General features: G+C 69.4%; 15 protein-coding genes and 1 pseudogene. 11 read left to right on the forward strand and 5 right to left on the reverse strand.

Annotation, left to right across the window (positions count from 1 at the left end; genetic code table 11):
• Window positions 1–612: 612 nt before the first annotated feature.
• Both OG828_RS00190 and OG828_RS00200 read right to left on the reverse strand, forming a co-directional pair.
• Entirely contained in the window at window positions 613–1,008 is a 396-nt protein-coding gene (locus OG828_RS00190) for a hypothetical protein (protein WP_328499621.1), read from the reverse strand.
• Between the two features lie 919 nt (window positions 1,009–1,927).
• The gene (locus OG828_RS00200; RefSeq protein WP_328499622.1) at window positions 1,928–2,839 is read right to left on the reverse strand and encodes a helix-turn-helix transcriptional regulator; all 912 of its coding nucleotides are present in this window, start codon (window positions 2,837–2,839) and stop codon (window positions 1,928–1,930) included.
• A 1,580-nt stretch (window positions 2,840–4,419) separates the two neighbouring features.
• On the opposite strand from OG828_RS00200, the gene OG828_RS49400 reads away from it, so the two are divergent.
• A complete protein-coding gene (locus OG828_RS49400; RefSeq protein ID WP_443062487.1) occupies window positions 4,420–4,893 on the forward strand; it encodes a bacteriocin fulvocin C-related protein in 474 nt (157 codons plus the stop codon).
• Window positions 4,894–5,234: 341 nt separating this feature from the next.
• Here OG828_RS49400 and OG828_RS00205 read toward each other — a convergent pair whose 3' ends face one another.
• Complete coding sequence (locus OG828_RS00205) at window positions 5,235–6,680, reverse strand: hypothetical protein (protein WP_328499623.1); 1,446 nt, start codon at window positions 6,678–6,680, stop codon at window positions 5,235–5,237.
• Window positions 6,677–8,104: a hypothetical protein gene (locus OG828_RS00210; protein WP_328504767.1), complete on the reverse strand. Its 1,428-nt coding sequence runs from the start codon at window positions 8,102–8,104 to the stop codon at window positions 6,677–6,679. Before OG828_RS00210 ends, OG828_RS00205 begins: the two co-directional genes overlap by 4 nt.
• Before the next feature lie 705 nt (window positions 8,105–8,809).
• On the opposite strand from OG828_RS00210, the gene OG828_RS00215 reads away from it, so the two are divergent.
• The 10 genes and pseudogenes from OG828_RS00215 to OG828_RS00260 all read left to right on the forward strand — a co-directional run.
• Window positions 8,810–9,745 carry a conjugal transfer protein gene (locus OG828_RS00215; RefSeq protein ID WP_328499624.1) on the forward strand — a complete coding sequence of 312 codons (936 nt, stop codon included), beginning with the start codon at window positions 8,810–8,812 and terminating at the stop codon, window positions 9,743–9,745.
• The gene (locus tag OG828_RS00220) at window positions 9,742–10,074 is read left to right on the forward strand and encodes a hypothetical protein (RefSeq protein ID WP_328499625.1); all 333 of its coding nucleotides are present in this window, start codon (window positions 9,742–9,744) and stop codon (window positions 10,072–10,074) included. Before OG828_RS00215 ends, OG828_RS00220 begins: the two co-directional genes overlap by 4 nt.
• Window positions 10,071–10,634 carry a hypothetical protein gene (locus OG828_RS00225; protein WP_328499626.1) on the forward strand — a complete coding sequence of 188 codons (564 nt, stop codon included), beginning with the start codon at window positions 10,071–10,073 and terminating at the stop codon, window positions 10,632–10,634. Before OG828_RS00220 ends, OG828_RS00225 begins: the two co-directional genes overlap by 4 nt.
• Window positions 10,631–13,309 carry an ATP-binding protein gene (locus OG828_RS00230; protein WP_328499627.1) on the forward strand — a complete coding sequence of 893 codons (2,679 nt, stop codon included), beginning with the start codon at window positions 10,631–10,633 and terminating at the stop codon, window positions 13,307–13,309. The genes OG828_RS00225 and OG828_RS00230 overlap by 4 nt, the downstream gene beginning before the upstream one ends.
• Entirely contained in the window at window positions 13,306–13,683 is a 378-nt protein-coding gene (locus tag OG828_RS00235; RefSeq protein ID WP_328499628.1) for a hypothetical protein, read from the forward strand. Before OG828_RS00230 ends, OG828_RS00235 begins: the two co-directional genes overlap by 4 nt.
• Window positions 13,684–16,473 carry a hypothetical protein gene (locus OG828_RS00240; RefSeq protein ID WP_328499629.1) on the forward strand — a complete coding sequence of 930 codons (2,790 nt, stop codon included), beginning with the start codon at window positions 13,684–13,686 and terminating at the stop codon, window positions 16,471–16,473.
• Window positions 16,474–16,523: 50 nt separating this feature from the next.
• Entirely contained in the window at window positions 16,524–17,624 is a 1,101-nt protein-coding gene (locus OG828_RS00245) for a C40 family peptidase (RefSeq protein WP_328499630.1), read from the forward strand.
• Window positions 17,621–18,244, forward strand: coding sequence for a hypothetical protein (locus OG828_RS00250; RefSeq protein WP_328499631.1), 624 nt, complete (start codon window positions 17,621–17,623; stop codon window positions 18,242–18,244). The genes OG828_RS00245 and OG828_RS00250 overlap by 4 nt, the downstream gene beginning before the upstream one ends.
• Window positions 18,220–20,850 (forward strand): ATP/GTP-binding protein, encoded by a 2,631-nt coding sequence (locus OG828_RS00255; protein ID WP_328499632.1) that lies wholly within the window; start codon window positions 18,220–18,222, stop codon window positions 20,848–20,850. Before OG828_RS00250 ends, OG828_RS00255 begins: the two co-directional genes overlap by 25 nt.
• A gap of 166 nt (window positions 20,851–21,016) precedes the next feature.
• Window positions 21,017–21,166 (forward strand): annotated as a pseudogene (locus OG828_RS00260) (IS5 family transposase); the annotation flags it as partial.
• An 80-nt stretch (window positions 21,167–21,246) separates the two neighbouring features.
• On the opposite strand, the gene OG828_RS00265 reads toward OG828_RS00260, so the two are convergent.
• On the reverse strand, window positions 21,247–21,624 hold the full coding sequence (locus OG828_RS00265) for a VOC family protein (RefSeq protein WP_328349132.1): 378 nt from the start codon (window positions 21,622–21,624) through the stop codon (window positions 21,247–21,249).
• Between the last annotated feature and the right edge of the window lie 161 nt (window positions 21,625–21,785).

The following is a 21,785-nucleotide window of genomic DNA, read 5'->3' on the forward strand; positions in this document are numbered from 1 at the left end:
CTACGAAGGCACTGACACCCGGCCGATCCACGCACTCGAGTTGGTCCCGCTCGACTCCCTGACCGGCATCGGATTCAGCGAGCTATGCGTCAAGCTGTGCCGGGATGGATCCCGGGAGCCGGTTCCTACATGGGACCCAAGTCAGCCATCGGGCTATGAGCAGTACGGGGTCCCTCTCCGATCGCCTGACTGGACGCACAACACCGAGTCCGAACCACGCCAAAGATTCGGCGTCGACTCGGGACAGCCCCACGTCGACGAAGACGTTGCGGGCCACGTCCCCAGCTGAACTTGCCAGCTCTCGCAGTCGGGACGGGCGCTCCTCATCCGGCTCGTCATCCGCTGCTTGGCCGAGACGCTGGGCCAATTCGTCGACGAACTGCTCCGCGGTGGGCCACTGGCCGACCAGACGCCGGGCGTTCCCCGAGACGCGTTTCACGTACCAGCCCTCGGGGCCGCCGAAGGTCTTCCCGAGTTCGATTAGGCCATCGCACCTATCGGCGGATGAAGAGAAAACGATGATGGTTCACCCAGGTTTGCACCGACATGCGGCGTGGCCCTGGAAAGGTGGTTCCAGGGCCACGGGCCTCGTCCCCGGCGGGCGACTCCAGATTACTGATCGTTCAGGTAATACGGGCCCCAGGACGAGATGGAAGCCCCAGAGATGATGCGCCACCGCAGCATACTGCCGGTACCGTCCCACCGTTCGGTGGTGTTCTCGTAGAAGTCTTTGTTGCACACACCCCACTGCCCGACATTGAGTTGCGTAGTCGTGCAGTTGCCTTGGCGGTACAGTTCCCACCCGCCGTTGGTCATGTACAACCAGTTCTCCCACTGCATGTAGGCGGGCGAACTGGCGCTGTGGTTTCTCACCCACAGCTGATCGCCGTACTTCTTGAAGCAGGCATCCAGGTAGGAGTTGGAGTAACAGCTCATGCCCGACGGCGGTGAGCCTGGCACAGCCTGGTTGTAGTCGTCGGCTGCGTTGGCCGGCGCACTACTGATCACGAGTGTGAGAGCAGCAGCAGAAACACAGACGGTGGCTAGACGGCGACCAACACTGCGCGCACGCATAGGCATTCCCCTCTTCTGGGTCGTAACGGTTTCAGATCGCCCGTTTTCCCATGATCGGGTTGTCATAAGCCCTGGAGGGCTCGCAACGACCTTCTCCAGTCTGGTATTCGGGCAGTCGCTCGGATAGTCGGCCCGGCCGCTCCGTGTGCGGATGGAAGCGGGGGACATGCGGACCGGACAGCGAGACAAAGACTGACGGGGGAATGCCAGGCGGCGCAATCAGAGTTTTCTGTCCCGGACAGCTGACACTCTGTCCGGCCTGGTCACTCGCCTTGTCCGGATCCTGTCCGGATCCTGTCTGACGAGCTTTGCGCCGGACGCATCCGCCGTGAAGTCGTGGCCGACGAGGTCCGGCACCTGGCCGGCTGCGGCCTGCGTGAGGCCGAACCTCCTCGGCCGCGGCTGGCAGGGCACCAGGCCCAATTCACGTATGAGGCGGCGGACCAGCTCCGGGCCCGCGGCGACGCCCAGCGGTCCAACTGGGCCTGGATACGCCGGTATACACCTGCAGACGGCGACGGAGGGGTGAGCACGTGACTACCGAAGATGCGGGAACCTTCCCCGCACAGCAGGAACACGCCGGCCCCCTGCGGGGGCCGGTGGTGGTCGCAGTCGAACCCAGCATCCCGCCTGAACCGGACATGCCCGATGATCTAGGTCGTGGTCATCGGCCGCCGACCAGCACGAGTACCCCACTCGTCACGCACACCAGACCCGCGACCTGCGACTTCACGATGCACACCACTCATTGCCTCGTGCGACGACTCGCCTCTCAGTGTCGTTGAAGGAGCCGCCCGTGCGGCCAGGACAGGGGCAGGGTCGCCGCCTGCGAAGGCTCAGGTGCACGGGGCTATCAGCCCGCCCGGACCAGGAAACGCTGATCCGCCGCGCCGGTGCAGCGTTCCTCGATCGCCTCGGCGCCCGCAGTGGTGTCGTTGTCGACGATGCCGATGCACCCGCTGCTGGTGGCCGGACGCAGCCGGAAGGTCCCGGCAGTGGGTTCCAGGCGGAAGAGGGTGCCCTGCGCACAGTTCCGGCGGGGTTCGAGCATGCCTTTGAGCTGGTCCTCGCCCATGACCGTCAGGCATCCCTTTCCCAGCTGGGGATGGTGCCACTGGATGCGGTAGAGCCCCGCACCTGTCGGTTCGAGGTAGGTGCGCGGCACGGGGGCCTGGGCACAGGGGAGTTGGACGGCTACGGCGCTGTCGTAGGCGCCGTCGCGGTCGCGTCCGTCGGTCAGGCAGAGATCGGGCGTGCGGACGGGGTGGATGGTGACCCAGCCGTCGGCGGGAGAAGCCGGTGTCTTTGGCTCGTCGGAGTCGCCGGGGAGCAATCCCCAGGCGGCCAGGGCCAGGAGCGGGAGCGCGGTCGCGGCGGCGGCTGTGCGGGTCCTGGTCCGGCGGGGCCGCACGATCGCAGCCGCTTCGGCTTGCGGATGAGCATCGGTTTCGAAGTCGGGCGCAGGGACAGGCGCGGCAGTCGTGTGTGTGGTGGCGATCCGGTCCCTGGCGTCCAGCCAGGCGTCGACCCGCTCGCCGTCCCCGCAGGCGCGGACGAATGCGGCCAGCAGGTCGGGTCGCGGCAGGCTTGTCCGTCTGAGGATGTCGGCCAGCGTGCTGCGCGCCAGCACGTCGCCGTTTCGGGCGGCCTGCTCCTCCAATTCGCGATAGGTCAGCCCTGAACGCTCCTTGAGCTGCTGCATCGACTGGATGAAACCGGCAGCGTCTCGGGCTTCGTACGGCGACAACTCCCCCAGGTTCCCCATGAACGTCATCTTGCTGTGGCTTTGGCAGGAGGGACAACGGCGGAATCCGCCATGCCCGGCTGTCCGGGACACGATTCAGACAAGGCCCTGACCTGCCCGGACAGCCCATGTCTGTCCGGGACAACCGATGGCCGTTGCCCCGGCCGTGGGCGCCAGCCAGCCTTACGGCTTGTCATCAGCCTCTGCCTTCGGGGCGTTGCAAGCCTGCCCTGATAAGCGAATCCCGCAACACGATGCATAGGAGAAGATCTGATGCGCATACGCCTAGCAGCCGCCGCTACTGGCGCCGCTGCGATCGTAGCCCTCTGCGCCCCCGCCGCGGCACAAGCAGCTGTGCTCCCGTCGTCGGCTTCCGCCCCTTCAGCTGCCGCACCTTGCTCGGGCTATCGGGTCAATCAGGTCACAGGCGAGTCTCGCTGCATTTCTGGCTCATGGGGCATTTCTCACCGAGTAAAGGTCTACTGTCTCAACCCCCGAACCGGCGACCACGTGGTGACAGGACCATGGGTGGGTAGCACCAGCAGGTCTAGGGCTACGTGTCCGAATTTGGAATACGCCAGCGATATTTGGTCGGAGTGGGAATACTAAAAAGGTGAGGCAGCCTGGCGTAGTGGCCTGCCTTGTGTGGCGCTCCAGGTAGTCCCGTTGGGCTCCCTCGTACCGCACTGCGACGCCGGCAGGAGCCAGGCCGACGCGTTCGCTAAGGAGTTCCTCACCCCCTCCACGAGGATCGCCCCCTGCTGCGCCGCCTTGACCTGGCACGCTCGCCGACCTGCATAGATTCTGGGGCGTCAGCGCTAAGTCCTTCATCTACCGCTGCCGGGAAGTCGCCATGCTCTCCGACGCCTGTCGCGGTGCCGCCGGAAAGCGTAGTCGGCGGCACCGCAACAGGTCCTGCCCCGGAACAGTGGAACCTGCGACCACCCGACGCGATTGTCAAGCCACCGGCCTGTCCATCATGACTCTGCAGGGAATTGAAAAACGCAAGACCGAGGCTAGGACGCCGCTGATGGGCCATCGAATGCATGAGAACAACGCTGACCAGAAAATCACTGTCCCTCACTTAGTGAAGTTCCTGCAAGCAGAACAGGGAGAGAATGAAACCTCAATTAGATCAGACGCGATGGGTTCTAGCCTTCGACGGGGCATGTAATACATGCTCTGCCATCTCCGCATCTGTGTCAGAGGCAAGCGCCGGGAAGCTTGAGGTGATGCCACTGGAACATGACGACGTCCAGCGTTGGCGACACAGGAGAATGGGCGCGGACCCGAAATGGGCGCCTACATTGCTGCGAGTGAACGGCGACAAAGTAAAAGCCTGGACAGGCACCGCCATGTCATTCACACTGGCCAGGCATCTCGGTCCCCAGGTGACGGTACGGGTGCTGCGAGCACTGGGAAGACAACGCCAGGGAACCAGTGGGAAGCCTTCAGAGGCATCTGGCCCCGAAATGGGGCGCAAGCGATTCCTTCAGCTGAGTGGTGGCTTGGGCGTCGCAATTGGGCTGACCCTGACCGGTCGGACTCCCGCCTTCGCCCAATCGAAACGTACCGCGGCCGACGCCTGGGTTACAGCAAACATGGACCGTCTGCCGCGCACGTACGAGGAGATCGTCCGGCACACAGTCCCTTACCGGAAGGCAATCGTAAAAGCCCTGTCCCCCGAGGAACGAACCGCGGTCTGGCTCAGGAACATCGATCACTACCGCCGAGATCACCCCCACGCGACAGCCGCTCAACTCCAGGTCATGGATGATGTTTCCGCCCTCGCTGCTCGCGTCTTCGTGTCACCCGGCGATCACACCGAGGAGATGCGCAGACTCAGTAAGCGGGCCAAGGAGACACTAGGTTTGCAGGAAGCTGAAGCTATGGCCATGCGTATCGGTCCTGCTGACCCGCCAGCAATCCGGGGCCCGTCTGCCTATTGTGATTGTTCAACCCAGGACTGCGTTTGCTGCGCCGGCGGCTACTACTGCTTGCGCGGAGGTTGCACCGTTATTCCCTCCGACTGCGGTTTGTTCTGGATGTTCGATTGCAATGGTCGATGCGGATGATGAGGTCGGGGCCATCCTCGCCAGCCACCAGAGCGATGAGGAATCGCCCCAAGTACTGCCACCGCGGTCACGTCCGCGGGAGTGGTGTGTTGACGGCCACTCGGTGATCTCACTTCGAAGATCAGCCGGTGGCCGTTCATCTATGCGGGCACCATCCCCAATGCCGGAGCAAACCCCCGGATCAGGTCGAACCCGTACACCATCTCCATGGACGCAACCGTTGTGACACGGCCTCTGAGCTTGTCTTCGGGCGGCATTCGCAGCCGACGACGCAGGGTTGAACGTGATAACTGGCGCAGCGCACCGACATTGCCGCCGGGCCAGGGGTCAGAACCGGGCTTTTACGCCTGGTGGAAGCGCGGGGGCAGCAGGCCATCGCCCGGCCAGAGGTCCTGCTCGGCTACGAGGCCGGTGAGGAACTTGGTGACCTCGGCCAGGACGGCGGCGCGGTCCGTCGGCCCGTAAGTGGTCGACTGGTCGGCTGCGGTGTCGTAGGCGCGCACGTGGTTGTTCGGCCCGGCGATGATGAGGGCGCGCGCGATCTCGGGGAGGCCGAGGCTGAGGGCGTCGCACTCCCTGGCGTGGACGAGCTGCAGGAGGTCGGTGGTGACCTTCTCCCAATCGCCGACCTTCGGCCAGTCGGCGCCGCCGCCCAGTTCGTGGGTGAGGGTCGAGAGCGGGATGATCTCGCCCGGCTTGCGTCTCCGGGTGAGGCGTTCGTGAATCCGGGCGCCGTCGGGCTGTTGCACCTGGGGGTGGAGCAGGGAGGCGGCGGCGACCACGGTGGTGTTGATCTCCCGTGCGCCATCGCCAGGGTAGTACGGCTCGTGGGCGAAGAGCAGGTAGACGTCCGTGGTGCGGACGGCGTCGTCGGCCTGGGTTTGCGTCATGGGTCGGAATCCCTTCAGCGGTGAAGTGTCGGGTGCGGGTGAAGGTGTTGGCCGTGTCGCTGGTTCGAAGCCGGGCGGGAGCGGGCCCAACGGGCCGTCGCCACCGTGGGGCTGGTCGGCCTCGCCGGAAGCCAGCTCGGCGCGGGTGCGCTCCACGGTCTGGGCGACTTGGTCGGCGAGCTGGACCATCAGCCGTTCCCGGTCGCTAAGGCGAGTCGAGGCCGAGCGGGTGTCCTGGTTCTGGAGCAGGTCGGCGGCGTCCCACAACAGGTGGTGGCCGATCTCGGCCGCCCGGCGCAGGTCGTAGCGGTCCCTGCCAGCGGCAGCCTGGACGATGTAGGTGTGCAGGGCAGCGAGGCGCTGGAGGTACTGGCAGGCGGCGTCTCCTTCGACGCTGCGGACGTGTTCGCGGGCCCGGTCGTCGAGCCGGTCGGGCAGGTGCTCGGTGAGCAGCGGGGCAAGCAGCATCGCCGGCAGCACGAGGTCGGTGGGGATGCCGCGGTTGAGGGCGAACAGGGCGGCGAAGAGGCTGATGACGGCCACGAGAACCGCGGAGAGCCGCAGGGATGCGGGGCTTGTACTGGTCAGGGCGGGGCGCCTGGTCAGCCAGCGCACGGCCAGCCGTTGTGTCATCGTCGCGCCCGGGGTGAGCACCCCGATCTGTCGAGGGAGGTCGGGCAGAGTGCCGTCACCGGGCACGGTCCAGGTCAGCCAGCCCCACCCGGTGCGCTCGCACACGAGCACGGGCTCGCACGTGCCGGTGCACGCGGTGTCGCGGCAGACGTGGCCGGTCAGCAGCGCGCGGGATCGTTCTTCCTCCCACCGTCGCGGATCGCGGGCGAAGGGACGGAGAGGCTGCTGGGGTGCCGTGCGCGGTGTGTGGAGCGTGTCCGTCATGAAGTGCTCGCTTCCAGAGGATCGATCAGGGCTGAGGCGCATGTGGTGCAGCGGCCGTCGCCGTCGGGGTGAGCCCGGCGGGCGGTGGGGCCGGGGCAGGTGCGGCACGGCGACCAGCCGAGGCAGGCCGGGCAGAGGTCCTCGCCGGGGGCGGTGCCGGGCCTGCCGCAGCCGGCGCATTCGACGAGGGCCCGGTAGGTCAGGGCCTCGCTCACCGTGCGCGCGGCCGCGGACCTCGCCGATCGCGGCGGCATGTCACGCCACACGGGCATGTCGTGGTGATCGGCGACCGTGGCGGGCGGTGGGTATGCCTGGGCGGCGCGCAGGCGGGCGGCGATGATCGCGCCGACGGTGGTGCGGACCGGCTGTGGCAGAGGGCGGCCGCTGATGACGTGCTCGAGCTGCTCGCGCGTCCAGCCGGCGTCCAGCATCGCGGTGACGGTCCGGCCCTGCTCGGTGAGGACCTGGTCGGTCAGCAGCAGCTCGGGGCGCCGTGCGCCGATCGCCAGCAGCAGGCGAACGCCCGGTTCGAGGTCCGCGGGCTCCGATGCGGTCGGGGCCGTCCGCGGCGCCGACGGCGCCGCGCGGCGCGGTCGTGGTGCGCAGGCGCCGGGAGGGAGGGGTCTGGTCTTCTGCTGAGTGGTCTTCTTACTGTTGGTGTTCTTAGTGGACCGATCAGCCAACGTAGGGTCATCCAATGGTGGAAAACCCGACTCTGGCCCGGACCTGGTGTTTTGCAGGGCGGGCAGATCGGTGATGAAGTACGCGGCCGCACCGAGGGTGCCGTCCAGGTCGCGCTCGCGTTCGCGGACGAGGAAGCCGTGCTTCTCCAGTTCCTTCAGCCCGCTCTTGACGGCTGACTCGCCGTCGCGGCCCCGGCGGGCGATGTCGGTGACGGTCATCCGCCAGCCCTCCCGGTGCGTGGAGAGCAGTCCGAACAGGCCCTTGGCCTTGAAGGACAACTGGGCGTCGCGGAACAACGCGTTGGCGATCTGGGTGAACTGATCGCCGGCCATCACCCCCCGGCGGATCCCCGCCCCGAAGCGGCCGGCCGCCTCGGTCTCGGGGGCCGTGACCACCACGTCGGCTTCGATCAGCGCGATGTCCAGGGTGGCCGGGCGGTCGGTGATGCAGTAGACGATCTCGCCGAGGGTGCCGTCCGGGCGACGCAGGCGCTCACGGATCAGGTAGCCGTGCGCCTCCAGCTCCTTCAGGGCGGTGCGGACCGCTTCCCGTCCGTCCGGGCCCAGGCGGACGAGGTCGGCGATCGTCACCTGCCAGCCGCTCCGGTGCGTACTGACGTACCCGAAGATCCCCTTGGCTTTGAACGACAGCTGGGCGTCGCGGAACAGCGCGTTGGCGATCTGGGTGAACTGATCACCGGCCATCACACCCCGGCGGATCCCCGCCCCGAAGCGGCTCACCGCCGTGCCCCCGACGCCGGCTGCGCGCGGTAGCCAGGACGGCGCACCGGACTCGCCGAGGTGGGGCAGCCGGTGAGCCTGGGCGTGGAGGCGGGCGTGTGTGCCATGCCGCCAGCTCACCGGCCGACCCCGACCAAGCTGGCGGCCACCAGCCCCGACCATCGGTCACGATCCGGCAACGCAGCCGTCTAGCTGCCGTGGTCGGGTTCATGGTCGGGCCGACCACGCGGGGTCAGACCCGGCGGGCACCCGGTGCGCACGCCCGATTGCGCAGCCCCGAACGAGCAGTGCGCACGGGTGCGCAACCGGTCGAGGGTCGTGCGCAGTCGCGTGGCGCTAAGCGGCTGCGCAGTCCGCCCGAGGGTTCCTGACGTTCGGGTGCGCAGGTCTGGATGGCGCAGCGCGCAACTCCGCAACCGTCCCGGGCGAATGCCGTCTGCGCATCGGTGTACGGATCCGACGGCCGCGCGGCATGAACGCCACGCAGCAGGCGCCAGCAGTAGGGCTCGTGCCAGACAGGGTGAGCGGTTGCCAGCTCGCAGCTGACCCATGGTCGGGGTCATGGTCGGGCCGACCATGACCCCGACCATGGCCTTCGTGTCCCCATCGTGACCGTGGTCGGGGACTTGTGGTCGGTGGTCGGGTCGGGGTCGGCCGGTTGCCTCGGGTCAGAAGCAACAACTCGCTCTGACCTGGGAGTTTGGAATGTCTCCTGCCAAGCAGGCAGCGGAGGAGCACGCCGCTCCTCCGACCGCTGCGGGGGCTCGGCTGCAGCAGATGCGGCGTCGGGTCCGTCTGGGCCGCCTGGGCGTGTGGGCCGCCGTGGCGGCCGGCCCCATCGCGCTGGCCGTTGCTGTGGCTACCCCAGCGACCGTGGTCCGTGCCGCCTCCGCGGCGAAGCCGGCCACCACCGTGAAGACGACCGGGGCGGCCAACCCGGCCGGGTATGCCACGGTGTTCCTCGACGCGTGGCTGCGCAGCCGCGCAGGCGCCGAGAGCACTGCGCAGGCCCGGCTTGCGCAGTCGATGGGCCCGGACGTTGATCTGCCCGAGGCGTCGGATGCGCAGCCCGGCCCGGAGTCGGTCGTGGCGGTGCGCAGTGCGCAGCAGACCGGCAGGGCGTGGTCGGTGACGCTCGCTGCGCAGTACGCCGACGGCTCGGTGCGCTACTTCGCGGTGCCCGTCGTCGCCGACTCCGGCGGCGCCTCGTTCACCGTGTCCGGCGCCCCCGGGGTGGTCTCCGGCCCGGCCCGCGCCCAGGAGGCGCAGTCGCCGTACACGGTGACCGTCCCGACGGACAGCGATCTGTCGTCCGCGGCTGGGGAATTCCTCGCCGCGTATCTGGCGGGTGCCGGTGAGGTCGACCGCTACCTCGCGCCCGGCGTGAGTCTGTGGCCCGTCTCCCCCGCCCCGTACCAGACGGTCACGGTCCAGCAGATCCTTGCCGCCGACCAGGCGGCAGCTGCCGAGTCCGTCCCGGCGGACGGGACCCGGGTGCGGGTGATGGCCCAGGTGGAGGCCCGTGACAGTTCAGGGCGGTGGCCGCTGGCGTACGAGTTGACGCTTAAGGCCCGCTCGGGCCGCTGGGAAGTCGCCGCTCTGGAGTCCGGCACCGCCCGGGCGGGGGGTGCCGGGTCATGACCGGTGTGGTGCTCGCTGGGAGGCTCGACGACCTCGGTGACTCGTGGATCACGATGTTCGAGAACTGGGCGACCAAGGGCCTGCAGGCCGGATTGCTCGTCCTCGTCGTCGTGATCATGGTCCAGAAGTTCAGCCTGAAGGCCGGGATCGGTGCGCTGATTCTGATGGTGATCGCGCTCGGCCTGTACAACTCGCGCAACGACCTCGCCGACATGTTCGAAGACGAGGTCAAGAATCCGTCCAAATCGGCGCCCACAGTTCCCGGCATCGAGCAGGGTGAGCCGCCGGCCGCCCGTGAACACTCCGCAGGCGTCGGAGGCTGGCTGTGAGCGCCACCACCGCCGTACGGATGGGCCGCTTCTACACCGCAGCCCGCCGCCACCCGTGGGTGCTGGGCAAGGTGGCCGACTGGCGTATCCCGCTCGGCCCGTTCACACCCGCGCAGATTCTCCTCGCCGTCGTCGGCGGCTTCGTTCTGGTCAAGACGATTCCGTGGTGGTCGTGGATGGGGCCGGTCCCCATCGCCGCCTGGCTGCTGGCCATTTGGGCGGTGCGTCGCCAGAAGATCAAAGGGCGTGCCCCGATCCCAGCGGCCCTGGGCTGGCTGCTGCTGTGCTGGCAGCCGCGCGGGGGCCGGATCGGCGGCCGCGCGGCCCGCGACCACGCCGCCCGCCCTCTGATCGGCGGCTTCGTCATCGAGGGCGCCGCCCCGGCCGCGCCCCTCGCCACGGCTCCGCAGCCGCGATCGTCGGCCGGGCGTTCGCCGCGCCGGGCACCGGCACGGTCTCGGTCGGGCGATCGCCCGGTGGCCGTCGGCCCGGCGCCGGTGAGGCCGGCATCGGGTGTGCAGCAGTTGCTCGCGCTCGCCGAACAGGGGGGTGCGCGGTGAGGGTGCCGATCCGTCACATCGCCGGGCATCTGGTGTGGTCGACGCACGGCAGCGTGTGGGCCGTCTACCGGCTGCACCCGGGCCCGGACCGTCAGGGCCGCCATGAGGAGACCGTGCAGGGCACCTATGTGCCGGCCGCTGTACGGGAGGAGCAGCTTGCCAAGATCACCCATTTGGTGCGGTCCCTGTCGGGGGCGCCGCGGCTGTTCGGCCTGTGCGCCCGGGTCGATCCGGGTGAGGTCGCGCTCCGCATGATCGAGGGCATCGAACCCGCGGATGCACCGCGGGGCCAGATGCACCCGTGGGTGGAGAACGTCGAGGCCACGCTGGATCTGCTGGACGGGCAGGAGATGCACCGCCGCACCCTGTGGCTGGCGGTCCCGCTCCAGACCGACGGCGCCGGCTTGCAGATGACCGCTCAGTTCGGCGCGCTGTGGGCCGAGATCGCCCCGGCGCTGGGCATGCGGCCGACGCCAGTGGCGCGGCGGGAAGTGACCGCGTACCAGGAGCAGGCTGCACGGGTGGAGGCCGCCCTCGCCGACGGCGCCGCGTTCCGCCCCGCCCGCCCGGCGGAGATCGTGTGGATGGTCCAGCACGCGCTGCACCGCGGGATGGACGAGCCGCTGCTGGCCGAAGCCGAGAGCAGCGAGCTGTTCGGCGGGCAGGTACGCGAGGGGGTTCTGCACTCCCCCAGCTACGCCGATCTCGGGCAGGTCCGCCTCCAGGAGGGCGGCATCGACCCGGACCTCGACGACGTCGACGAGCTCAAGAGCACCGACCAGCTCACCCGGTCGGGACGCAAGGCGTGGTGGCGAGTGAACACGGCCTCGCCGCTGCGCCGCCGATGGCTGCAGATCGAGTCCGACGCCGGCACCGGCTACCAGGCGCAGTTGGCGCTGGCTGAGTGCCCGCCCGCGGTCAGCGTGGATGCCGCCGATCTGTTCGCTCAGCTGGAGACGCTCGATTTTCCTGTCGACTACACCGTCGACCTGACGCTCGTGCCTGCGGAGAAGGCGCGGGACCAAGTGCGGCGCAAGCGGAATGAACTCGTCGACCAGGCCGACCAGTACGACGCCCGGCCGACCGGCATGCCCGCCTCGCTCACGGACGCCGCCCGCGACCTGGGCGAGCTGGACGCCCGCCTGTCGCGCACCTCGGTCGAGGTCGAGGTGCAGTCCGTGACCGTCCTCACGGTGTGGGGGCCGACCGCCGCGATCTGCGACGCCCGCGCCCGGGCCTTGGCGGCCCTGCTCGGCGGCGCCGACTACCGGGCCGTACGCCCGGCCGGACTGCAGGAGGCGCTTTTCATGCTCGGGCTGCCGGGCACCACACGGCCGGGCGTAGTGCGGGAGTTCACGCAGCACCAGGTCTCCGAGGACTGGGCGTTGGGCGGCGCCTTCACCATCGGTGAGGTCGGCGACCCCAACGGCATGTTCCTCGGCATCGACCTGGACTGCGGCACCACCCGCCCCGTCATGATCAACGTGGCGGACGCGCCGAAGCACGACGCCAGCGCCTCCCTGGGCATCGTCGGTGATCTGGGGGCCGGGAAGAGCGTCCTGCAGAAGCTGATCGCGGAGGCGGTGTGGGCGCGCGGCGGCTGCGCGATCTGCATCGACCGCACCCCCATCCGCGAGTGGGCGACCTTCGCCCGTACCGCCGCGAAGGGCCGTGTCCAGATCATCGACGCCGCCCAGGCCGAGGTGTCCATCGACCCCTTGAGGATGTTCGACGGGCCCGAGGGCCGCCACTACGCCCTGTCGTACCTGACCTTGCAGCTCGGCATCGGCCCGATGAGCACCAACGGCGAGGTCCTGCACCACGCCGTCGAGAAGGCCGCCGCCAGCGATGCCCCCTCCATGCGCCGCGTGCTGAAGGTCCTGGAGGAGATGGCCGTACGCGAGGTGGGCAAGCGGCAGGACGCGGCGTCCGCGCTCGCCGGACTCGTCCGCGTCGTGGCCACCAACTCCCTGGCGGCGATGGTGTTCGATCCCACCCTGCCCCCGGTGCGGTTGGACGCCTCAAGCACCTCCGACATGATCGTGATCACGACCGCGGGTCTGAAGCTGCCGCCCAAGGCTGCGTTCGCCAACCCGGAGGTCCTGCACCAGCAACCGCTGGAAGCCCTGATCGGGCGTGCCGTGCTCTACCTGATCGCGGCGCTCGCCCGGCAGACCGCGTTCGAGGACCCCGAGCGGTTCACCGCGGTTGTCGCGGACGAGTTGTACTGGCTCACCTCGTCGGCCGAGGGCACCGCGCTGGTCCACGAGATCCTCCATGACGGCCGCAAGCACGGTGCCGGCCTGCTCGCCGCCTCCCACGACGCCGAGGAACTCGGCCCCGACCGCGGGCTGATGGCCTACCGGGCGCTCGCACGCACGGCCGACCGTGGACGCGCCCGCCGCGGACTTGAGTTCGTCGGCCTCGACCCGAACGACGCCGAGCTGCTGCGGCTGGTTACCACTGGCCTGTCCCCCGTCGGCCAGCGCGGCCGCGAGGGGGAGTTCCTGCTGGCCTGCCCACGGCAGAACACGGGCCGGATCAAGGCCGTCATCCCCCGCATCGAGCGGATCACCACGTCCATCGCCACCACACCGGGCCGCCGTACTGCCGCGCGCGCTGCGCATGCCTCCAGCGATCCCGCCACGGCACGACCGAAGGAACACGTCTCATGACCGCGTCTTCTTTCTCCGCATCCCGCGCCCGGCTCCTCGCCACCGCGGCGAGTGTCCTGATAGCCATCGTCCTACCGGCCGCCCTGCTCGCCCTGGTTGTGGGGGCAGGCGTGCCGGAGCCGTGGTGGCCGCGCACCGAACAGGCCTTCGCCGCCGACACTCACTCCGCATCCGCACGCCAGGATCCGTGCGATCTGATCGCGGGCCCGGCCAAGGAGTACTGCGAGCGCGGCGCCAACTCCGCCACGTCTTCGGCGAACGCGGCTTCCCGCGACGGCGCGAGCGCGGCTTGGATGCTGATTCCACCCGCTGCAGGACTGGCTGCCGTCGTCGTGTGGCGGCGCCGGGGCACTGCCGGACACGGGCGGCGCTGAATGTGGCGCCCAGACCGCGGCACACTCCGCTCGGCCGGTGTCGTCGTCCTGCTCACCGGCGTGTTCCTCCTGGTCAACAGCCAGGTCGTATACGCGGCGAGCAGCAACAGCGAGACCGGAGACCTCCTCGCGCCGCTGAACATCACCTCCTCCGAAGGGGTGCCGATCAACGGCTACGAGCTGAACGCCCAGGGCGGCTCCATCGTCAGCTTCAAGACGCAGTCCCTCGCCTTCGCCCTGTCCGGCCTGTTCACCCTCATCCGGCTCCTGGTCGGACTGGCGGGGTGGGCCATCGAGGTCGCCTTCCGGTTCCCGCTGCTGAAGATCCTCACCGCTCCGGCGCAGAAGGTCGCCGACGCCTACAACACCGTGGTCGTCGACGCCCTCGGTCTCAAGGGGCTGCTGCTGGCCTGGGGTTTCGTCTTCGCCGGCTTCATGATCGTGCGCGGCCGGGTCGGCCGCGGGCTGGGCGAGATCTTCCTGACCCTGCTGATCGCGGCGTTCGCCGCGTCCACCTTCGTCCGCCCCGACTACCTGCTCACCCAGAACGGACCGCTGGGGCAAACTCAGCAGGTGGCCGCCGAGGTCGCCCAGGAGAGCGTCAACTCCTACGACTGGGGCGGCAAGCTCGCCACCTTGAGTCCGTGCGACGGCATGGCCGGCATGCAGGAAATCAAGTGCGAGGAGCTTCAGGCCGCAAAGCCGGTGTCGGCACAAGACGTGGCCCGCCCGCTCCAGGACTCGGTCACCAACGCAATGATCGTCAAGCCCTACATGCTGCTGCAGTACGGGCGCATCCTCGACCCGGCCAAGAAGTCCGACCGCCAGGCCTACGCCGTCCACCTGAAGTGGGTCACCGGCGGCTACCAGGCCACCAAGGACAGCGACGCCAGCGGCGATGAGGACAACGGATGTGACCAACTCGCCCCACCCGCCCAGAAATACTGCGAAGAACGGAACGAAAAGGAGGAAGAGAAGAACACCTGCAGCCTCCTGGACGGCCAAGCCTACGAAGTCTGTATGCGGGACACCGGCGGGGGCAGTGGAGGCGACGATCCCTGCAACCGGATCAAAGGGCCGGCCAAAGCCTACTGCGAGCGCGGCGGCGGAGTCGCTGCGGACGATCTGCCCGAACTCACCCCCGGCGGCGAGCTGCTGAACTCGACCAACGCTGTGGTCAGCAAGGAGGACCGCGAGTTCGAGGCATTCCTCGGCGATTTGAGCGACTCCGGCGACGTCGGCAAGGCCTGCGCCGCGTACGCCAAGCAGCCCACCTGGTGGCGGGTCGGCGGCGCCTTGCTGATGCTGCTCGCCGCACTGTTCGTCTGCGGCATGCTGCTGTCGTCCGCGATCGTCCTGCTCGGTACCCAGGGTGTCTGCGCCGCGGCCGCAGCCGCCGGCGGCGTCACGTTCGTCGCCGCCATGCTGCCCGGGCCCCCACGGCAGTCGGTGTGGAGGTGGCTGTCGATCTGGGGCATTGCGATCCTCGCCATGGTCGGCATCTGCGCCTTCATCCCGTTCTTCGGCATCGCCATCGACGCCACGATCACCGACGGCCCGGACCTGATGGTCGAGCGGATCCTGCTGATCGACGTGCTGGCCATCGCGGGCGCGGCCGGCCACCGCCGCCTGCTGACCGGCATCGGCTCGTTCGGCCGTCGCATGGCCATGCGGATGCGCTACGCCAAGGTCGGCGGCACCCACCTGCCCGGTGACACCTCCGAGCTCGGCGCCGCGCTTGCCATGAACTCCCCAGCTGCGATGGGCGGTTACGGCGGCGGGCTGCGTGCCTTCACGGGCGGTGGAGGCGGCCGGTACGGGATGCTCGGTACCCGCCAGCGGCTGATGGGCGCGCTCGCCTCCTTCGTCGATGGCGCGGGGATGCCGGTGGACACCGGCGGCGTCCTCGCCGATGCCACCGCCGAAGCCGGACGTGGTCTGGCCCCGCTCACCGCGGCGGCGGCCGTGGGCGGGCTGGGCGCACGGCTCGGCGCGAAGGGTGCGCACTGGCTGCTGATCGGCCGTCGGCCGGACAGAGAGCAGCTGGCCAAGTGGCGCAAGCCCACCGCCGGCGGGGACCCGAGTTCGGGCGGCCCGCCGGATGGCGGCGACGGTGGTCCCGGCGGTGCGGGGCCGCGCCGGCCGGGAGGTCCGCCCGACCGCTACCGCAACGAGCAGGGCCAGGTCGTCGACCGCAACACCGGCCAGGTGCTGCACGACCAGGACACCGACCGCACGCTGCTGTCGACGCGCGCCCACAACCGGCTGGTCCGCTTCCGCGGCTACCGCATCCTGAACCGCGGCGGCCGGACCGCGTACGGAGCGACGTACGGCCTGCCCGCAGGCGTCCGCCGGGCACGGTCGGGCGGCTCGCGCTATGCCCAAGATGCCCGGCAGCAGGTGCGGGTGTGGGGCAACACTGTCCGCGAAGACGGCCGCGCCTGGGGTGACACGGGGCGTCATGTGGCCCGGGTTGTGCGGGAGAGCGATGACCGCGGCGGGCCAGGCCCCTTCATCAGCCGCCGCCTGACCAGGACATCGTCGGCGACCGCCGCCCCGGCGGCGTCTCCTCACCGGCCCGATGCCTCCCCTCGCACCGCACGGCCCAGCGCACCGTCTTCGCGCACCAACCGCACTGCGGCCACGCCGCCTGCCGGCCCGCCTCGCCGCACTGGCGGCAGTGACGCAGACGGTTCCGCTGGCATCACCAACCAGGAGCGGATGCGACAAGCAGAGGCATTGGGTGAGATGCGCGAACGGTGGCGCTCCGAGGACGGTGACGACGAGTGAGGCCGCCTGGCCGTCGCATGAGGCGGTGGGTATGTATCGTCGCACTGCTGATGTTCGCCGCCGTGTGCTGCGCCGTGCCGGCAGGGAACGCGATCAGCGCGTACGTCGCGCTGAAGACGGGTGCAGGCACCGGCGACGGCGGGATCGCCGAAGGCGGCACGGCAGCGGACATCCCACCGCGCATGCTCACCGCCTACAAGAAGGCGGTCCAGCAGGTCGGGAACTATGTGCCGAAGTGTCAGGGCATGCGCTGGCCGATCCTCGCCGGGATCGCCAAGGTCGAGTCCAACCACGCCGTGGGCCGCAACGTCGCCGGCAACGGAGACATCCGCCCGAAGATCTACGGGGTGCTCCTCAACGGGTCCGGGGCCGGTGGCAACACCACCGTCTTCCCGGACACCGACGGCGGCAAATGGGACGGCACCTCTCAGGGCGAGCGCGCCGTTGGCCCCTTCCAGTTCCTGCCGTCCACCTGGTCGACCGTCGGCGAGGACATCGGCGGCGACAAGACCGCCGACCCGCACAACGCCGACGACGCCGCCCTCGGCGCCGCGATCTATCTGTGCGGCAACGGCCGGGACCTGACCCAGCGTGACCAGCTCAAGGCGGCGATCCTGCAGTACAACCACTCCAACACGTACCTCTCGAACGTGCTGGGCTGGATCGACCAGTACACGGCGGCCGCCAAGGACCCAGGCCTCAAGAACGTGTCCAGAAAGATCCGCACCGTGCTTGATGCGGCTCTGTCCCAGCGGGGCGTGCCCTACTCATGGGGTGGCGGCAACACGAACGGCAAATCGACCGGGATCTGCTGCTCGCCCAACGGGTCCAGCGGCGAGCACATCAACGGCTTCGACTGCTCTGGGCTAACCCAGTACGCGTACGCCAAAGTCGGCATCCGGCTGCCGCGGGTCGCATCCGCCCAGGCCGGTGCTGGCCAGCGGATCCCCGCCCGCCTGGGCACATCCGCCCTCAAGCCCGGCGACTTGGTCTTCTTCGCCTACGCACCCGGCCGCGATTCCACGATCTACCACGTCGGCCTCTACACCGGCGGCGGACAGATGACCAACGCCGCCCGCCCGAACACGGTCGTCCGCCTGGACGCGGTCGACGCAATGTCGGGATACGCGGGAGGAGCCAGACTGCTGTGACCTCCACCCCACGCTCCCCACGCCTGCTGCTGATCATCACCGTCGCGCTCGCCGCTGGCGGGGTCGTTCTCCTGGCCCTCCCCCACGGCAGGACGGTGCCAGTCTCGGCGACACCGCCCAGCGTGACCGCGTCAGCGGATTCCCCGTCCAGGGCTTCGTCCGCGCCGGTTCCGAACCGTACGCGCTCCGCGCCCACGACGCCGGCGGCACCCGAGTCCGCGCTGCCGCCGCACGGCGAAGGCCCGGCTGGCGACCGAGCCATCCAGCAAGTGCTGGAGAGGGCCTGGCCCGCCGACCTTCCCGCCGTCGACGAGCGTCAGTTGCTCACCGCCGGCCGCGCCCTGCTGCGCGCGGACGCCACCGGGATCGGCCGCGCCAGGTGGCCCGGCATGTTCCGCGGCTCCGGGCGGGCGGTCGCTCCGGCCTTCGCCACGGCCCGCTTCCGAATCCAGGCCGCGATCGCCCGCCGCGACGGCAGCCCGGACACGGCGGTCGTGCACCTGGTGTGGGCGGGTGCCGACCGCGGCGGCACCTACACCGACGGCCGCATCACCGATCTGTTCTTCACCCGCACCGTCCGGAAGGGGGAGCCGACGTGGACTCCGCAGCCTCATATCTGAGGGAACAGGCCTTCGACGGGGCCACGGGCCAAGTATTCGGCCTGATCACCGGGCTCGTCGAAGCCGTCGCCTGGCTCTACGACCACTGGTACCTGCTCGCCCTCGCCGTCGCCGCTCCCTGGGGTGTGGGCGAGATGGTGGTACGGCGCCTGGCGGAGCGGGCCGTTGCCGAGCGGATGGCCCTGGAGCTCACCCCCGCCCGGCACTTCGACCCGGGCTTGGAGGAGATCTTCCGCCGCGGTGTGCAGCTGGCCCGGGCCTCGACGAGCATGCCGTGGTGGGCGCCGCGCCGGTCGAAGACCGTGCAGATCAGGCTGCGCGCGGACGGCTCCAGCACGCTGCGCTACCGCATCGAGGGCCCCGCTGGGGGCGAACGGCTGCTGTCTATCACCCCGTTCGGGCCGAACGTCACCGTCGACCGCGCCCGCCCGATCGTGGACAAGCCACGCGATCACGTGGTGCGGGCGGAGTTCATCCTGCGCGGCAGACTCACCGCTCCCCTGCGGGAGGTGCCACTGGAGCCCGACCCGCTGCAGCCCCTGGTCGACGCCGTGTCCGACCTGCGGGCCGAACTGGGCGACCTCGCCGAGATCCGCCTCGACATCCAGCGCGCCCCCAAGTGGGCCCTGCGCGCTCGCCGTCTGCAGCTCATGAGTACCGCACGCCGCCAGGAGCGCCGGGAGACCCAGCGCGCGGCGCGCTGGGTGCGCCAGGACGCCACCGGGATCGAAGACTCGCTGGCCTGGAACCTGCAGGCGCTAGTCACCGGCAAGGACCACTCAGCCGGGCGGCGACTGGTGATGCCCCCGGTGCCGCGCCGGGTTGACCGGTCCCAGGCCCTCGGCAAGCTCGCCGAGGACGACCACCTCGTCCGCGTGCAGCTGCTCGTGATGTGCGCGTCGAACGTCGAAGGCCGCGCCCAGGCCCGTCTCGCCCAACTCCAAGCGGGGTTCGATGTGTTCGGCGGCCGCTCTCGGTGGGCCATGCGCGGCTGGCGGCTGGGACCGTGGCGGTTCGGTGCCGATCACTGGCCCACCCGGCGCAGCTTCGAACGCCGCTGGGACTTGGGGCAGTGCCAGCCGCCCCGCGCGAACTGGGTGCGGCTGGAGGAATTGACCGGACTGCTCAAGCCGCCGACCGTCCACTGCCGGCTGCCGCTGCTTCCCGGTGACTTGCCGACGTTCGAGTTCGGGAATCCTGAGCTGTTGCTGCAGGGCATCTACCGGGGACCGGACGGCCGCAGGCGTCTGGTCGCCACCTACACGGCCCAGACGCTGTTCGAGTGCGGAGTGGGCAAAGCCGGTGGCGGGAAGACGGAACGCGCGCTGGCGCAGGCGATCGGGTGGGCGCACGCCGGCGGCGGATTGATGTTCCTCGACCCACACCGCGACTCCTGGCCGCGCGCCGCGACGTTCCTCGCCCACGACCACCTAATGCAGAAGATCGCGCTGATCGACCTCAACGCAGCAGGGCCCTCACCGATGTTGAGCTCGTGGAATCCGATCGCCATGCACCACGGGCCGGCTCCGCACGACGTCGTCGAGGCGGTCACCGACGCCTTCGCCTCCATCCTCGGCTGGGACGACGCCGCCGCTCCCCGCGCGCTGACCATCCTCACCTCGTGCCTGGCCGTGCTGGTCGCCATCAACCAGGCCGCCTGCCAGGCCGGACGCCGCGAAGACCAGACCACCGTCTTCCATGTGCGGTCCCTGATCTCCGACCCCGGCTTCCGGGCTGCGGCGCTGGCCGCCATGGCGGACCGGCTGGACGAGGAGACACGGGCGTGGTGGCGGACGGTGTTTCCGACCTTCCCTCCGGACGCGTTCGCCGTCGTCCTCAACCCGCTCGCCCGGCTGGCCGCCAACCCGGTCACCCGTGCCTTTCTCGGCCAGCCGGTCGGCGTCTACAACAGCCGGGCCGCCATGGACAACGGGCTGATCGTGTGGGTGTGCCCGGCCGGGAACGGCCCCACCGACCGGCTGCTGACCGCGCTCCTCGCGCGGGACCTGCTGCGGGCGGTGCGCTCGCGCCGGGACACGCCCGAGGAGCAACGGCGGCTGTTCCGGCTGTACTTCGACGAGCTGATCACCCTGACCGGTGCGGCTCCGGAGACCATCGCGTCGATGTTCGAAGACTTCCGCAAGTTCAGGGTCACCGTGCACGGCATGACGCAGCTGCTGGGCCGTCTGCCGGCGCCGGTGCGGATGTCGTTGACGCAGAACGCGTCCACGCTGGCGTCCACGGCCGGTTCCAAGACCGCGATCGCTCCGATCACCGCGGAGTGGGGGGACAAGCCGAGCGCGGACGAGGTCGCCGCACTCGACCGGTTCGAGCACTACATGACGCTCACCGTCGACGGCCGCCGTGTTGGGCCGGTCCGGATCACCGGTCCGCACCTGGACGAGGTGTTCGCCGACTACGCCCGACCCGGCGATGTCGCCGCCCTGGAGCGTGCTGCCCGCACCACCGCCGGGGCAGTGCCGCTCGGCGAGCTCACCGCCACCGCTGCCGACCAGCAAGGCCGTGTCAGCGCATTCCTCGCCCAGCGCGCTCCCGCTGCCACAGCGGACGTACGAATGAGCAAGCACTCGGACGGATATCAGTGATCCCAATCCCGTGCGACAGGTCCTGTGGGACGGTCCGCTCCGGTCAGAAAAAGGCCGGCATCTTCCAGCATCTCAACGCCCTGCTGGGCGCCGCGTCCGCGAGGACGAAGGCCGCTGGCCCGAACCGACCGCGATGGTGATCGACGCGCAGAGCATCAAGACCTCCACGCTCGGCTGGCTGATGCTCCACCGCCGCCTGGCCTGCGACTACGAAGCCCTCCCGACCCACTCCACCGCCATAATCTACATCGCGATGATCGCCCTGATGGCCCGCCGCCTCACCAAGGAATCTGCACCAACCTGGCGAGGGCTCTGATAGTTCGTCAAAGATCCATCTCGGGATGAAACATCGGGAGGAAACGAGGTCTTACTGAGCGTTGATCCTGTCTCGGATGCTCATACGGCGTCCGCACCGGCGGGTTCCCAGAGCTGGATCGGGGTGCCCTCCGGGTCGCTGAGCTCGGCGAACCGGCCATTGGGGTAGTCCTGCTCATGGACATCGACCTGGATGCCCGCGCTGCGCAGCTGGGCCACCATGGCATCGAGATCGCGAACCCGGAAGTTGATCGCCCACTGCTGTTCGGGGGTGCGGAAATGCTCCGATCCGCTCGGGAGCGGGGCGAACACAGTCGGCCCAGTCTCGGTCTCCCAGGACCGCTCATCGTAGGTATCCGGTGGGCGTCCTACGCCGAGGTGAGTCTCATACCAACTGGCCAGTGCCTCGGGGTCGCTAGCACGGAAGAAGATGCCGCCGATGCCTGTCACGCGTTCCATGCCGCCATCCTGCTCTGTCGGCCCGCTCGCAGCCCATGGATTGAGTCTTAACGTTCCGGAGTACGGCGGAGCTACCGAGTCACAGGCTCGACCCACCGGGGCGACTCGCGACGGACTTCATGCCCACCCAATGATCATGTTCGAATGCGTGCTCCTCTTGT

Origin of the sequence: Streptomyces sp. NBC_00457, assembly GCF_036014015.1 — a bacterium.
In the GTDB taxonomy this organism is placed as follows: domain Bacteria; phylum Actinomycetota; class Actinomycetes; order Streptomycetales; family Streptomycetaceae; genus Streptomyces.

Bases quoted from the DNA above. Each gene is read 5' to 3' on its own strand.
- OG828_RS00200 (WP_328499622.1), bottom strand. From the start codon at position 2,839: ATGGGGAACCTGGGGGAGTTGTCGCCGTACGAAGCCCGAGACGCTGCC.
- OG828_RS49400 (WP_443062487.1), top strand. From the start codon at position 4,420: ATGGACCGTCTGCCGCGCACGTACGAGGAGATCGTCCGGCACACAGTC.
- OG828_RS00205 (WP_328499623.1), bottom strand. From the start codon at position 6,680: ATGACGGACACGCTCCACACACCGCGCACGGCACCCCAGCAGCCTCTC.
- OG828_RS00215 (WP_328499624.1), top strand. From the start codon at position 8,810: ATGTCTCCTGCCAAGCAGGCAGCGGAGGAGCACGCCGCTCCTCCGACC.
- OG828_RS00220 (WP_328499625.1), top strand. From the start codon at position 9,742: ATGACCGGTGTGGTGCTCGCTGGGAGGCTCGACGACCTCGGTGACTCG.
- OG828_RS00235 (WP_328499628.1), top strand. From the start codon at position 13,306: ATGACCGCGTCTTCTTTCTCCGCATCCCGCGCCCGGCTCCTCGCCACC.
- OG828_RS00240 (WP_328499629.1), top strand. From the start codon at position 13,684: ATGTGGCGCCCAGACCGCGGCACACTCCGCTCGGCCGGTGTCGTCGTC.
- OG828_RS00245 (WP_328499630.1), top strand. From the start codon at position 16,524: ATGTTCGCCGCCGTGTGCTGCGCCGTGCCGGCAGGGAACGCGATCAGC.
- OG828_RS00265 (WP_328349132.1), bottom strand. From the start codon at position 21,624: ATGGAACGCGTGACAGGCATCGGCGGCATCTTCTTCCGTGCTAGCGAC.